Annotated in this window: 11 protein-coding genes; all 11 read left to right on the forward strand. The window is 70.5% G+C overall.

All coding sequences use genetic code 11. From position 1 onward, the window contains the following. Positions 1 to 16 precede the first annotated feature (16 nt). The 11 genes from AC3IYJ_RS30325 (at position 17) to cysD (ending at position 13,844) form a co-directional block, all read left to right on the forward strand. A complete protein-coding gene (locus AC3IYJ_RS30325; protein ID WP_489397697.1) occupies positions 17 to 829 on the forward strand; it encodes a hypothetical protein in 813 nt (270 codons plus the stop codon). A gap of 291 nt (positions 830 to 1,120) precedes the next feature. Continuing rightward, positions 1,121 to 2,365, forward strand: a complete 1,245-nt coding sequence (locus AC3IYJ_RS30330) for a phenylacetate--CoA ligase family protein (protein ID WP_489397698.1) — start codon at positions 1,121 to 1,123, stop codon at positions 2,363 to 2,365. Positions 2,366 to 2,408: 43 nt separating this feature from the next. Continuing rightward, entirely contained in the window at positions 2,409 to 3,428 is a 1,020-nt protein-coding gene (locus AC3IYJ_RS30335) for a pyridoxal phosphate-dependent aminotransferase (protein WP_489397699.1), read from the forward strand. 14 nt (positions 3,429 to 3,442) lie between these two features. Continuing rightward, positions 3,443 to 5,380, forward strand: a complete 1,938-nt coding sequence (locus AC3IYJ_RS30340; protein WP_489397700.1) for an alpha/beta hydrolase family protein — start codon at positions 3,443 to 3,445, stop codon at positions 5,378 to 5,380. A gap of 848 nt (positions 5,381 to 6,228) precedes the next feature. Further along, positions 6,229 to 6,627, forward strand: coding sequence for a hypothetical protein (locus AC3IYJ_RS30345; RefSeq protein WP_489397701.1), 399 nt, complete (start codon positions 6,229 to 6,231; stop codon positions 6,625 to 6,627). Between the two features lie 75 nt (positions 6,628 to 6,702). Next, the gene (locus AC3IYJ_RS30350; RefSeq protein ID WP_489397702.1) at positions 6,703 to 7,812 is read left to right on the forward strand and encodes a TauD/TfdA family dioxygenase; all 1,110 of its coding nucleotides are present in this window, start codon (positions 6,703 to 6,705) and stop codon (positions 7,810 to 7,812) included. Between the two features lie 152 nt (positions 7,813 to 7,964). After that, positions 7,965 to 9,011, forward strand: coding sequence for an aspartate carbamoyltransferase (pyrB, locus tag AC3IYJ_RS30355; RefSeq protein ID WP_489397703.1), 1,047 nt, complete (start codon positions 7,965 to 7,967; stop codon positions 9,009 to 9,011). 139 nt (positions 9,012 to 9,150) lie between these two features. After that, entirely contained in the window at positions 9,151 to 10,416 is a 1,266-nt protein-coding gene (locus tag AC3IYJ_RS30360) for an MFS transporter (protein ID WP_489397704.1), read from the forward strand. Beyond that, positions 10,382 to 12,385: an inositol monophosphatase family protein gene (locus AC3IYJ_RS30365; RefSeq protein WP_489397705.1), complete on the forward strand. Its 2,004-nt coding sequence runs from the start codon at positions 10,382 to 10,384 to the stop codon at positions 12,383 to 12,385. The genes AC3IYJ_RS30360 and AC3IYJ_RS30365 overlap by 35 nt, the downstream gene beginning before the upstream one ends. After that, positions 12,382 to 12,927, forward strand: a complete 546-nt coding sequence (cysC, locus tag AC3IYJ_RS30370) for an adenylyl-sulfate kinase (protein ID WP_489397706.1) — start codon at positions 12,382 to 12,384, stop codon at positions 12,925 to 12,927. Before AC3IYJ_RS30365 ends, cysC begins: the two co-directional genes overlap by 4 nt. Further along, a complete protein-coding gene (gene cysD, locus AC3IYJ_RS30375; RefSeq protein ID WP_489397707.1) occupies positions 12,924 to 13,844 on the forward strand; it encodes a sulfate adenylyltransferase subunit CysD in 921 nt (306 codons plus the stop codon). Before cysC ends, cysD begins: the two co-directional genes overlap by 4 nt. The last annotated feature ends 1 nt before the right edge of the window (position 13,845 follow it).

The following is a 13,845-nucleotide window of genomic DNA, read 5'->3' on the forward strand; positions in this document are numbered from 1 at the left end:
ACTTCAGGAAATTCGCATGCATCGAACCCCCCACACCAGCGACTGCGTCCTGCCCCACTGCCCCACCGGCCGCGGTCGGCCCTCGCCCACCCCGGCGCCGTCCCCGTGGCTGTGCCGGGCGTGCCGGGATCGTCTCGCCGTCACGCTGTCCGAACTGCCGGGCCTGCACCGGGAGATCGAGTACGTCCTCGGCCCGACCGTGACCGGCCGGGGCGAGAGGGTCAGCGGCAGCCAGTACCGCGGTCTCCTCTTCAACGAGGAGGCGTCGGCCGTCAGTACGTCGATGCTCGGCGTGCTCGCCTCCTGGGCGGGCGTGGTCAGGGGCCTCGGCGTGACGGCTGCCGTGCCGGAGCGGAAAGTGGGACCGCTCGCAGCCTTCCTGCTCCAGCACCTCGACCTCCTGGCCGGCCACCCGGCCATCGCCGATCTGGTCGAGGAGATCAAGGGGCTGGCGGCGGACGCCCGTAAGGTGGTCGGCCCGCCCGCGGCCCGACCCATGACGCTCGGCACCTGCCCGCAGCCCGGATGTGCCGGTGCGGTCGAGGCGTGGATGACAGGCGGCCGAGCGGCCGGCGGCGCGGTGCGCTGCGGGAACGGCCATTCCTGGTCCACCGGTGACTGGCTGGCTCTTCGGAAGCTGTTGTCGGCAGGCGCTTCGGCTCCCGCGCCAGTGGGGCGGTTGCTGCCCACCAAGCTCGCGGCGCAGGCCGCAGGGGTTTCGGAGGCCACCGTTCGGAAGTGGGTGAGCCGCGGAAAGCTCACCAGGCACGGAAGTCCGTCGCGCGCCGAATTCAATATCGATGAACTCATGGCGCTCGCGGTCGGCTGATCGATTTGGTATCGGTGTCGAAAAGGTCCTTGTCCGGCAATTAACATTGCCGGACGGGGGCCCTTTTGGCGTCCCGTCCTGCTTTCCTCGCCGATTCCCTGATGTGTTTGACATGGCGCCGCAGAAGTGTCACGCTCTTGGTGGCGGAAGAAGTGTCGAAATTTTCGGACGCTCCCCCGATCCCCTTCCTTGACGTGAAGCTGCCGTCACGGATGTGCCGGATTCCGTAATTCTCATCTCGCGCATCGCACGGCGCCGCGCTGTCAACTTTCCGAACGGACAGGGTCCACAGTGATTAATTCCGACGACGTCATCGCGAACGCCCTGGAAGAAGTCCGACGGTCCCGGCAGGCTTGGGAGGGAAGAGCGTCCCGCACCGCCTCGGCGGCGATGGCGTACGAGGAGTTCCTGACCTGCCTGCCTACGTCTGTTCCCTACTACCGGGACGTGGACACCGAGGCCGGCCTGCCTGTCGTGGGGCGCGCGGACCACCAGGACCAGGGCCTCCGGTTCCGGGCGGAACCCCCCGTAGGGAGGCAGTACCGGATCTCCTCCAGCGGCACCACCGGCCGCCCCCTCGAGGTCACCCTGGACGAAGCCTCCTGGTACGCCGTCAACTACCACTTCTTCGCGCAGATCCGCGAGCTCGCCGGACTCTCCCGTGACGTCTTCCGCCGTGGGGCACCCGGCGTCCTCTTCGTCAGCAACAAGCCCGGCCGGCCAAGTTTCGTCCGTCCGCTGCCGTCCCTGGACGACGCGCTGTACCTGCGTCTCCAGCTGCCCGACACGGCGGCGGACACCCTGACGATCCTCGGCAAATTCCAGGCCCCCGTGCTCTACGGCAAGCCGACCTACCTGCTCGATCTGCGGGCCGCGCTGCTGGCCGCGGGCGCCGCGCAGGCGCCGTGGCGGCCGCAGCTGATCCTGGTCAGCGGCGAGTGCCTGCACGCCGACGACCGCGAGCGACTCACCGGCTACTTCCGGGCGCCCGTCGTGGACGCCCTCGCCTCGACGGAGGGCGGGCTGATCGCCGCGACCGCGCCGAACGGGTCGGACTACCACGTGTTCGGCGAGAACGTACGGCTCGAAGTGATCGACGGGAGCGGACGCCCCTCGCTCCAGGGCAGGGGAGAGCTGCTGCTCACCAACCTGGTCAACCGCAGCACGGTCTTCGCCCGGTACCGCACCGGCGACCACGCGGAGCTGGAGACGAACGAAGAAGGCGGCCAGCGATTGCTGTCACTGCGCGGCCGGGAGCCGCAGACCGTGCCCTTCCGTACCGGCGAGCTGTCCGCGGACGAGGTGACGCGGGCCGTCGGTTTCCTCCCGGGCCTCGCGGACTTCCAGTTCGTGCTGACCGGCAGGGACCGCACCCTCCTGTACTGGTCGGCGGAGGCGTCCTGCCCGGACCCCGCCGCCCTCGAGGCAACCCTCCGGGACGCCATGGCCGCACTCCTCCCCGGCGAGGACCCGCACTTGGAGCAGCGCGCACGCATCACCCCGCAAGGCGGGAAGAAGCGGCGCTTCCTGCTCTGAATTTCCTCATGCAGAGCCCCCACACCAACGGCTGGATACTTCGATGACGCTAAACCTGACCTGGACGGGCAACCAATTCCTCGACCCGGGTGAACAGGCCGACCGGATGATGTCGGCCACCAAGTCGATGGACATCACCAACAAGGACGACGTCTGGGGTGAGAGCGTGGCCACCGCGGTGGCGGCGCATTTCGGCGTGTCCGAGGAGTTCGTGCGCGTCGGCGCGGGAGCGACCCAGCTCATTGACACCCTGCTGCGCAGCGCCTACCAGGGCCTCGTGGTCGACGTCACCCCGAACTTCCACCTCACCGCGACGGTGTCCCGGCAGCAGGGGTGGAATTACGAGAGCGTCCCGGTACGCGAAAGCGGCGAGCTGCTGCCCGCCCTGGAGCCGTATCTCGACCGCCCCGAAGCGATCATCGTGCTCTGCTCGCCGCGCAACCCGCTCGGCTACCAATTCGATCTGCAAGACATTTCCACCCTGCTGAGCAGGGCCCGAGGGCTCGTGGTCCTGGACGAGGTGTACGCGGACTTCGCTCCCGAGACGGCCCTCGGACTCGTCTCCCAGCACCCGAACCTCGTCGTGATGCGGACCTTCTCCAAGGCCTGGGGCCTCGCCAACCTGCGGATCGGCTTCGCGGTCTCGCAGGCCTTCGCCCGCGAGGACTTCCGCTTCTGGCTGATGCCCAACAGCGTCTCGGGAGTGGCCCAGCGCACGGCTCTGCGGCTACTGGCCGAACCCGGTGCCGTGAACGACAGCATCGTGCGGGCCAGGGCGTGCCGGGAGGAGCTGGCGGCCGGACTGCGGAAGATCGAGGGAGTGCGGGTCTGGGCCTCGGACGCCAACTACCTCTGCCTGGAGACCCCGCACGCCCCGTCGGTCGTCGCCGAGCTGCTGGAAGCCGGATACCGGACCCGGCTGCTGCACGACCTGAAGGGCTACCCCGAGGACTGGCCACTCGGCCTGCGGATCTCCGTACCGCGGGAGAGCGAGCTCGACGCCGTCGTCGCGTGCGTCGCCCGCGTGCACGAAGCGGAGCGCCTGGCCGCGGCAGACCTGTGAGCCCCTCCGGCGAGGTGAACGGGCCGCCGTCGCTCAGTGCCGACGGCCGGTTCGCCGGCTGGCTCTCCAGCGGCTCCGCCGCCCCCCGACTGGTGCTGTACGACGTGGCGGCCCGGCGTGAGCTGAGCCGCTCCAGCGTCGGCGCGGCACGCTGCCGGGCCTTCACCTGGACCCACCTGCCAGGCGTCGGGCTGGCCGTGGCGGATGCGGACGGTGCCGAGAACTGGGCCCTCTACCGGGTCCGGGCCGAGACGGGCGAGTGGACGCCCCTTGGCACTGATCCGGCCGCGCGGACGCAGATCGTCGGGCTCTCGGAGCGACGTCCCACCGACGTCGTGCTCTCCGCGGCCGGCGGCGACGCGGGCTGCCGCGACTACCTCCGAGTCTGTCTGCTCACCGGCGGGACCGAGCCGCTGCTGCGCGGCTCCGCGCACTCCGCCGTGTACTTCGACCGCGACCTCCGCCCCCGGCTGACCGAGACCGTCCTCCCGGACGGCTCCCGGGAGCTGCGGCACCTGCCGGGTCCGGGAGCGGACCCGGAGGGCGCGCCGTACGTGCGCATCCCGCACGAGGATGCGCTCACCGTGCGGGTGCTGCGGTTCAGCGACGACGGCGACAGCCTCTACCTGGTGCTGCCGGACGGCCCCGACGGTGTCCGGCTGGCCGCGCTGGACTGCCGGCAGGGGGTCGCGGCCGGTGAACCGCGCACCCTGCACCGGATCCGCGGCGGGGACTTCGCCGGGGTCCTGTACGCGCAGGACACCGGTCTGCCGGACCTGGTGCACGTCGAGCGGGCCAAGCAGGAGTGCGTCGCGCTGGACGAGGCGGGAGCAGAGCGGATCGTCCGGCTTCGCGGTGCGCTCGGCACCGAACCCGTGGTCCTGGAGCGCCGCGACGGTCTGTGGCTGGCGGCCTCGCACCGTCCTGAGCGGGAGGTGGCGTACGCCGTCCACGACGTGGGCACGGGCGACACCTGGACGCTGACCGAGGCCCGGCCCGGACAGGAGCCGTTGCCGGTGGAGTGCCGGCCGAGCTCGGTGCCGCTGCGCGACGGCGGCCATGCCGTCGCCTACGTCACCCGGAGCACGGGGGCATGGCGGACGGGAGTGCCGGGACCCACCGTCCTGCTGGTGCACGGCGGGCCCTGGCGGCGCAGCCGGTGGGAGTACAACGAGCGGCGCGCCCGGCTGGCGGAGCAGGGCTACACGGTGGTCGAACCCAACTTCCGGGGTTCCACCGGTTTCGGCTCGGCCTGGATCAATGCCGCCGACCGGCAATGGGGTCGCGCCATGCAGGACGACCTGGAGGACGCCCTGGACTGGGCGGTGGCCGAGGGGCTCGCCGACCCGGACCGGATCGCCCTGCTGGGCGGCAGCTACGGCGGTTACGCGGTGCTCCAGATGGCCGCGACCACCCGGCGCGAGCTGCGCTGCGTGGTGGCGACCTCGCCGCTGACCGACCTGGTGCGGTTCCTGGAGGAGCCTCCGGCGTTCTGGCTGGCCGCCGTTCCCATGCTGAGGCGGCGGATCGGGGATCCGGCCGTCCCCGGCCAGCGGACCCGGCTGGCCGCGGTCTCGCCGGTCAACCGTCCCGAAGGCTTCCGCTGCCCGGTTCTGCTGGTGCACGGCGCCACCGACAGCCGGGTGCCCGCCGAGATGGCGACCCGGATGTTCATGGCCCTGGCCCGTGCCGACCGGGACGCCTCGCTCGCCCTCTTCCCCGACGAGGGACACGAGGTGGTCACCACGGGCAACCGCAACGCGCTGAACGCCCTGCTCACCCGGTACCTGGCCGACGGTCTCGGCGTGCCCGGGCCGGGCGGGCAAGAACCTGCGGCCGGTCCGGGAGACACCGGCATGAAGGTTTTCGACTCACCACGCGCCACCCGCCGGAAGGCGGGGAGGGCATCGAACTCTGGAGCGGAGCATGGCACTTCACCTGACGCGCAGTAACGCATTGCTGCTGCTGACCCCGAAGACCGGCAGTACCTGGATCCGGAAGAAGATCAGGGAACTGGGCATTCCCGTCGAGGAGGTCGGCGACCCCGCGATGCGGGAGCACGACCTGCTCGCCGACTTCGACCGCTCGCAGTACGGCCTCGTCGGCGCCTTCGTCCGTGACCCGCTGGAGTGGTACCGCTCCTACTGGTCCTACCGGATGGAGAAGGGCTGGCGTCCGCAGTACGCGCTGGACGAGCACTGCGAGAGCGACGTCTTCGAGACGTTCGTCCGCCGCGCGGTGACGACGCTGCCGGGAGCCCTGGGCAACATCTACGGCTCGTACGTGGGTGCCCCGGGGGAGGAGGTCGACTTCGTCGGGCGCCAGGAGGACCTCCAGTCGGACTTCGCACGCTTCCTCACCCTGGCGGGCGAGGACTTCGACGCCGAGGTACTCGCCCAGGGCAGCCGCGTCAACGCGACGACGATCCGCCCGGACTACCCGGAGGAGCTCAAGGAACTGATCACCCTCTCCGAATGGGAGACGATGGGGCGCTTCGGCTACCTCGCCGACCGGCCGGATCCCATCGCGCTGGCCGACATGCAGGCCCGCTACCCCGAGGACGCGAACGACCTGCGGCTGCTCTCGCTGTGGACCGAGAAGATCCACTGGGCGCCGGACGACAAGAAGCGGAGCAGGCCGGCCCGTCCCCGCGGCAACCCGTCACGCCCGGGTCAACAGCAACTTCGCGCTGTACGCCGAGCACAAGAAGCAGGACCCGCAGTACGCGGGCGGCCGCTACCGCGAGGCGCTGCGGCTGGACCCGGCCCACCCCCGGACCCTGTGCAACTACGCCCTGTACGTGGCGAAGCACGAGGGGGACGCCGCGCAGGCCCGGACGCTGATGCTGCGCGCCCTGAGCGGCCGCCCCAACCACCCCTACACGCTGGGCAAGCTGGCCTGGCTGACCGCCGGTCCGCTGGACGACCCGGCCCTTGCGGAAGTCCTCTACCGCCAGAGCCTGATCGCCAACGCGACCCAGCACGAGCTGCGGGTCGAGTTCGCCAACTTCCTCGACCGGCAGGACCGCGCCGAGGAGGCACTGGCCCTGTTGGCGCCGGCGGCCGAGAGCCCGGACGCCGACCGGCTGACGCTGCTCACGCACGCCTCGCTGCTGGCCCGGGCCGGCCGTGTCGCCGAGGCGCGCACCTTCCAGGGGCGGGCCTCGGCGCGGGCAACGGCGGCTCCGGAAGCCGCGTAGCCCAGCGGCCGAACGAGCGGGGCGGCCCCGCGCCGCACCGTTCCCCTCGCACACCATCGCCAAGGAGAGAAGATCTTGAATACGGAGAACGCACTGGCCCGGTCCATCCAGGACGGGTACGTGACCGGTGCGGGCAAGTCGGTGGAGCAGATCGCCGCCGATGCGCGGGAGGTCATGGAGAAGAACCGGATCTGCCTGATCCGGGAATTCCCCCTGGACCCCGACCGCTACCTGGAGTTCCTCGGCCACTTCGGCGAGACGCTGAAGAACTACTCCTCGCTCAGCGCGCTGGCGAAGACCGACCCGCACCCGCAGATCAACCGGGTCAAGTACAAGAAGAAGGCGGAGGGCGCCCAGTCGGTGCACTACGTCGCAGGTGGTCTGCGACCCCACTCCGCGCGGTCCTGGCGCTCCCCCCGGCCCTCCCACTTCGCCATGCTGATGGTCGAGGCGGGCTGGCGCGAGGTACCGGCGGGCGAGCGGGGCGAGTCCGTGGTGGTCGGCTGGGAAGACCTGTTCACGCGGCTCGCGGAGCGCGACGGCGAGGTGTTCCAGGAGCACTTCGCGCGGCTGTCCACCACCCCGATCACCTTCGAGGCGAACAACGTCCGCGAAGAGCTCAGCAGCCTTCCGCTGCTGTACCCGCTGCCCGACGCCCGCGGCCCTTACGACGTGGGCGTACGGCTGAAGCAGGACCTGAGCGAGAAGATCGTGGGCATCCGGGAGCAGATCCCGGACTTCGAGGAGTACCGGCGTTCGCTGGACTACCTGCTCGAGGCGAGCGCTGACGAGACGTTCTTCGCATGCTTCCCGTTGGAGAGCGGTGACCTGCTGCTGCTGGACAACCACCGCTTCGCCCACGGGCGTCTGAAGATCGTCGGTGAGTACCTCGTCGACGGCGAGGCCCGGACGAACAACCGTGAGCTGTGGAGCGTCACGGTCTCGCCCCGGGCCGGGTCGCAGGACCCGTCGGCGGCCGACGACGTCGCGCAGGCCGAGCCCGCCGAGGGGCAGGAAGACCTCGTGGCCGTCTGCGCCGAGCTCCAGGGAGAGCTCGACGCGCTGATCGGCGGTCCCGGCGGCGGCGCGGCGGCCCAGTCGCTCGACACCGCCGTGGCGTCCCTCAAGGAGGTCGAGCAGCGCAACGTCTCGTCGGTGCAGCTCGTGGCGCTGTCCCACAGCTGATCTCCGTACCGCTCCCCGGCCGCCCCGGCCCCCGTCCCCGCCTCGAAGCGGGGGCGGGGGCGGGGCGGCCGATACCCGCAGGCCAGAACGGGTGCCCGTACACTGTCGGCGCCCCAACGCAGTTGAGTACCCAGAGGAAGTCGGATCCGCCCATGTCACTGACCGGAAAGCACGTCCTCTCCAGCGACCTCTTCGACAGGGAATCGCTGGAGCAGCTCTTCGAACTGGCGGACCTGCTGACGCCGGTGGCCCGGGGCCGGCAGGTCACCCGGGTACTCGAAGGCGCCGTGATGGCCAGTCTCTTCTTCGAGGCGAGCACCCGCACCCGGCTGAGCTGCGAGTCCGCGTTCCTGCGCCTGGGCGGCGGGGTGACCAGCACGACGGGCGCGGAGATCATGTCGATAGCCAAGGGTGAATCGCTGGCCGACACCAGCCGCGTGGTCAGCGGCTACTGCGACCTCGTCGTCATGAGGCACCCCGAAGTGAGCGCGGTGCACGAGTTCGCCGCGGCCACTCATGTTCCGGTGATCAACGGCGGCAACGGCGCGGGGGAGCACCCGACGCAGGCCCTGCTCGACATGTTCGCGCTGCACCGGGAATTCGCCCGGACCGGCCGCGACATGGACGGCCGCCGCCTCGCCCTCGTCGGCGACCTGCGGCACGGCCGCACCGTGCACTCCCTGATGAAGCTGGTCTCGCTCTACGAGGACCTGACCATCGTGTGCGTGGCCCCCGATTCCCTGGGTATGCCCGACGACCTGCTCGAACTCGCCGAGCGCCGGGGCCACCGCATCGAGCTGAGCGAGGACCCGGAGACGGGCCTCAAGGACGCGGACCTCGTCTACACCACCCGTCTGCAGACCGAGCGGTTCAAGGACCGGCCCGTCCCCTACAGCGATGCCTTCCGCGTGGACAAGGCACTGGTGAGCCGTGCCTGCAGGGCCGACGCGGTGATCATGCACCCGCTGCCGCGGGACGGACGCCCGGGCTCCAACGACCTGGCGACCGACCTCAACGACGACCCCCGTCTGGCGATCTTCCGGCAGACCGACGCGGGCATCCCCATGCGGATGGCCCTGTTCGCCTCGGTGCTCGGCGTGGCCGAGGCCGTCCCCGGATCGCTCCGGCCGGCGGCCTGGTACCGCCCGGACTACACCGGCCCCGAGGACGCCCCGTTCTACAAGAACGTCGCCCTCTGATAGCGGGCCACACCACCACCCCCCACCTGAGAACGCCGAAGCGGGCCGGTCACCACCGGCCCGCTTCGGCGTTCCCGGCTTCTGCCGGTCCCACAGCCGGGACAGCACGGCAGTCGGAACGACGTACGAGAGGTACTGCATGAGTGTGGAAACCAAAGAGGCGAAACCCACGAGCGACTTCGCCTCCTACCGGAACCCGCTGGTCTCGGTCACGATGGCGAGCACCTTCTTCCTGAAGATGGTCTCCTTCCTCTGCATCCCGTTCATGACGATCTACCTGAGCAAGAACGTCGATGCCCCCCTGTACGTCATCGGTGTCATCGTCGGACTGAGCCAGATCGGCTCCCTCTGCGCGGGCTTCCTGAGCGGGATGCTCGCCGACCGGGTCGGCAAGCGGCTGGTCCTGCTGGTGGGCCTCTTCGGCAGTGCGTCCGTCTTCCTGCTGTTCTTCCTGACGGCGACGTTCCTGCACGGGAACGTCCTGTTCCCCGTGGTGTTCGGCCTGCTCAATGCCTGCTACGGGGTCATGTCGGCCTTCTTCTGGCCGGTCACCCAGGTGCTCATGGCGGACAGCCTCCCCAAGGAGCGGCGGCCCGCCGTCTTCCGGCACCGCTACGTCCTGACCAACTTCGCCGTGGGCATCGGCCCACCGGTCGGAGCACTGCTCGGCATCGCCTCGGCCCGGGCGGCGTTCGTCATATCGGGCCTCTCCTACCTCGTGTTCGCCATCGCCTTCTGGTGGCTCACGCGCGGGACGCGCTTCGGATTCTCCGCCGCGCCCGCAGAGCGGCGGAGCTTCACCGCAGCCCTCAAGGTGCTCGCCGGCGACCGGGTGTTCCGCGGCCTGACCGTCTCGATGATCCTGTTCACGCTGGCGTACTGCCAGATCGAGTCGAACCTCTCGGCGGTCGTCAACAGCGGCTTCGCCGACGGCGTGCGGTTCTTCTCCATCCTGCTCACCGTCAACGCGGTCGCGGTCATCGCCCTGCAGCCGATCGCCACGATGATCTCGAAGAGGCTCGATCCGCGCCGGACGATCCTGCTGGGCAACGCCCTCTTCGCGGTCGTCTGCCTGCTGTTCTCGCTCGTGACCTTCGGGAAGACGGCGCTGATCGCCCTCGTCGTCCTGGTCAGCATGGCCGAAGTGCTGGTGGTCCCCACGGTCAGCGTGGTGGTCGACGAACTCGCCCCGCCCAGCATGCGCGGCACCTACTTCGGCGCGGCCACGCTGCGCAACCTCGGCCTCGGTGCCGGACCGGCCCTGGGAGGCCTGGTGCTGGGCTTCGACCGCGGGCTGCTCTTCGTATTCATGGGCTTGTGCGGTCTGGCCGCCTGGGCCGTCGTCCACTTCACCCTCAGGGAGAACCCCGGTGCGAATACTGATCCTGCATCAGAACCTGTTTGAGCGGCTCGGCTACGAACAGGCCATCGACCATGTCGCGCACGAGGTCACGTACGCCGGGGCCGCGGAGTACCTCGGCAACATTCCGGACCACATCCGGTGCGACAAGTACGCCTGGGACCCGGCGCTGTCCGTCACCGACCAGCTGCGCCCGCTCCTGGCCGAGCAGCCCCCGTACGACCGGATCATCGCCCGGCACGAGCTGCTGATCACCCCGGCGGCCGAACTGCGGGCCGAGTTCGGCATCCCCGGCATGGGGACCGAGGTCGCCCGCAACTTCCGCGACAAGGTCGCGATGAAGCACACCCTGGCCGAGGCCGGATTCCGCGTGCCGCGCTACTTGACCCTCGACGAGCTCGACGAGCTCGACGGGACCGCGCCCCGCTGGGCGGGCGCCACCATCGTCAAGCCGCGCGACGAGAGCGGCAGCCAGGGCATCGAGCTGTTCGCCACCTTCGATGCCGCCGCGGCGTTCGTCCGGGAGCAGAGCGGGCGGAGCGCCGCCTTCGCGGCCACCCACGAGCTGGAGGAGTACGTCGAAGGGCCGATCTGGCACGTCGACGGCTTCCTCTTCGAGGGCGAGGCCGTCGTGGCGCAGCCGTCCCGGTACATCGGGACGCCGCTGCGCTTCGAGAACGGCGAGCCGCTCGGGTCGGTCCAGATCGACGACCCGGAGCTGGCCGACTGGGCCGTGCGCTGCGTCCGCGCCCTCGGCGGAGAGACGCTCACCTTCCACCTGGAAGCGATCATGACCGAGGACGGCCCGGTCTTCATGGAGGCGGCGGCACGCTGCGGCGGCGGATACATCGTGCGCGCCACCGAACTGCGCACCGGCGCCTACCTGCACACCCTGGACATGGCCTCGGACGTCGAGTCCGCGCTGGCCGGCCGGTTCATCGGACCCGCCCGGGCCGACCTCAGCCACGGCTTCTTCCTCTTCCCCGGTCACGTACACGGCGGCGCCGAGGTCACGGTGGAGGTGCCCGACGGTCAGCTCGACGACCCGCTGGTGCTGAGCTACCGGATGGTGGCTCCCGGGACGCCGACGGCCCGGAAGAACTCCTACCGCCCGGAGCACCTGCCGCTGTCCGGAGTGGTCGCGGGGGCCGACTCCGCGGAAGTGGAGCGCTGGCTCCGTCGTCTGCTCGACACCACGACCGTCGTCACCCGTTCCCCGTCCTGCGCCGAGGCGTACGACGGCCTCGGTTGCGGCCCCGACGACCACGAGCTGGCCCATCGGCTCGCCGAGGAGGCCGGCGCCCTGCTCCTGGGGCTGCGCACCGAGCAGGCCTTCGCGGACGCCAAGGCGCTCAAGGACCTCGGTGACGCCCGCTCGCACGAGTTCTTGACCGCTGAACTGGCCCGACACCGACCGCTGGACGCGGTGCTCTCCGAGGAAGGCGTGGCCGATCCGGCGCGGCTCGCCGCGGACCGGGTGTGGATCGTCGACCCGCTCGACGGGACCCGCGAGTTTTCCGAGGCCGGCCGGGACGACTGGGCGGTGCACGTCGCGCTGTGGGCCGACGGCCGACTCGTGGCGGGCGCCGTGGCCCTCCCGGCCCAGGGCGTCGTTTTCTCCACGGCCTCCGCTCCCGCCGCCCCTCCCTCCGCTGCCCGGAACCTCGGGATCCTCGGCAGCCGCTCCCGGCCGCCGGCCTTCCTCAAGGAGGTCGCCGACCGGGTCGGCGCGGAACTCGTGGGCATGGGCTCGGCCGGCGCCAAGACGGCCGCCGTGGTCCAGGGCCGGGCAAGGGCGTACATCCATGCCGGAGGGCAGTACGAGTGGGATTCGGCGGCTCCGGCCGCCGTGGCGCTCGCCGCGGGACTGCACGCATCAAGGCTCGACGGCACCCCCCTCCGGTACAACCAGAGCGATCCGTACCTGCCCGACCTGCTGGTCTGTCAGGCTGCCGACGCTCCCGCCCTGCTTGCCGCACTGCGTGGAGCTACGGAAGCGCAGGCGCAGCTGTGACACCTGTCGAGAGCGGCTGCACGCTCTGGCTGACCGGTCTGCCCAGCGCGGGCAAGACGACCCTCGCGCTCGCCCTGGCCGAGCGGCTGCGCCGGGAAGGCCACCGCACCGAAGTCCTGGACGGTGACGAGATCCGGGAGTTCCTTTCCCAGGGCCTGGGCTTCAGCCGCCAGGACCGGTACACCAACGTCGCCCGGATCGGGTTCGTCGCCCAGAAGCTGGCCCGGCACGGAGTCAAGGTGCTGGTTCCGGTCATCGCCCCGTACGCGGACGCGCGCGCCGCCGTCCGCGCGCAGCACACCGCCTCGCTGACCCCGTTCCTGGAAGTGCACGTCGCGACACCCGTCGAGGTGTGCGCCGTCCGCGACGTGAAGGGCCTCTACGCACGGCAGGCGGCAGGCGAGATCGCACACCTGACCGGTGTGGACGACCCGTACGAGATCCCCGCCGCACCGGACCTGAGGTTGCAGACCGCCGGCCGGCCCGTCGCCGAATCCATCGATCTGCTGCACAGCCTGCTCATCAAGAAGGGAATGGCGTGACCACTGTGACGCACGCCCCCGTGCTGAACCCCACACACCTGGACGCTCTGGAGGCGGAGTCGGTCCACATCTTCCGTGAAGTCGCGGGCGAGTTCGAGCGCCCGGTCGTCCTCTTCTCGGGGGGCAAGGACTCCATCGTGATGCTGCACCTGGCGCTGAAGGCCTTCCGGCCCGCGCCGGTGCCCTTCGGCCTCCTGCACGTCGACACCGGTCACAACTTTCCCGAGGTCATCGAGTACCGCGACCGGGTCGTCAAGCAGCACGAGCTGACCCTGTACGTGGCCCACGTGCAGGACTTCATCGACGACGGACGGCTGAGCGAACGGCCCGACGGGACCCGCAACCCGCTCCAGACGGTTCCGCTGCTCGACGCCATCGACCGCAACCGCTTCGACGCGGTCTTCGGCGGCGGCCGCCGCGATGAGGAGAAGGCCCGCGCCAAGGAGCGCGTCTTCTCCCTGCGCGACGAGTTCGGTGGCTGGAACCCGCGCCGTCAGCGCCCCGAGCTGTGGCAGCTCTACAACGGCCGCCACGCGCCGGGTGAGCATGTGCGTGTCTTCCCGCTGTCCAACTGGACCGAGCTGGACGTGTGGCAGTACATCGCCCGCGAGTCCATCGAGCTGCCGGGGATCTACTTCGCGCACGACCGCGAGGTCTTCAAGCGCAACGGGATGTGGCTGACGGCCGGCGAGTGGGGCGGCGCCAAGGACGCCGAGACCACCGAGACCCGCCTGATCCGCTACCGCACGGTCGGCGACATGTCCTGCACGGGCGCCGTCGACTCCGATGCCACCACGCTGGACGCCGTGATCGCAGAGATCGCCGCCTCCCGGGTGACCGAACGAGGGGCGACCCGCGCCGACGACAAGATGTCCGAGGCCGCGATGGAAGACCGAAAGCGCGAGGGGTACTTCTAAC

This window comes from Streptomyces sp. GL_140 (assembly GCF_057834465.1).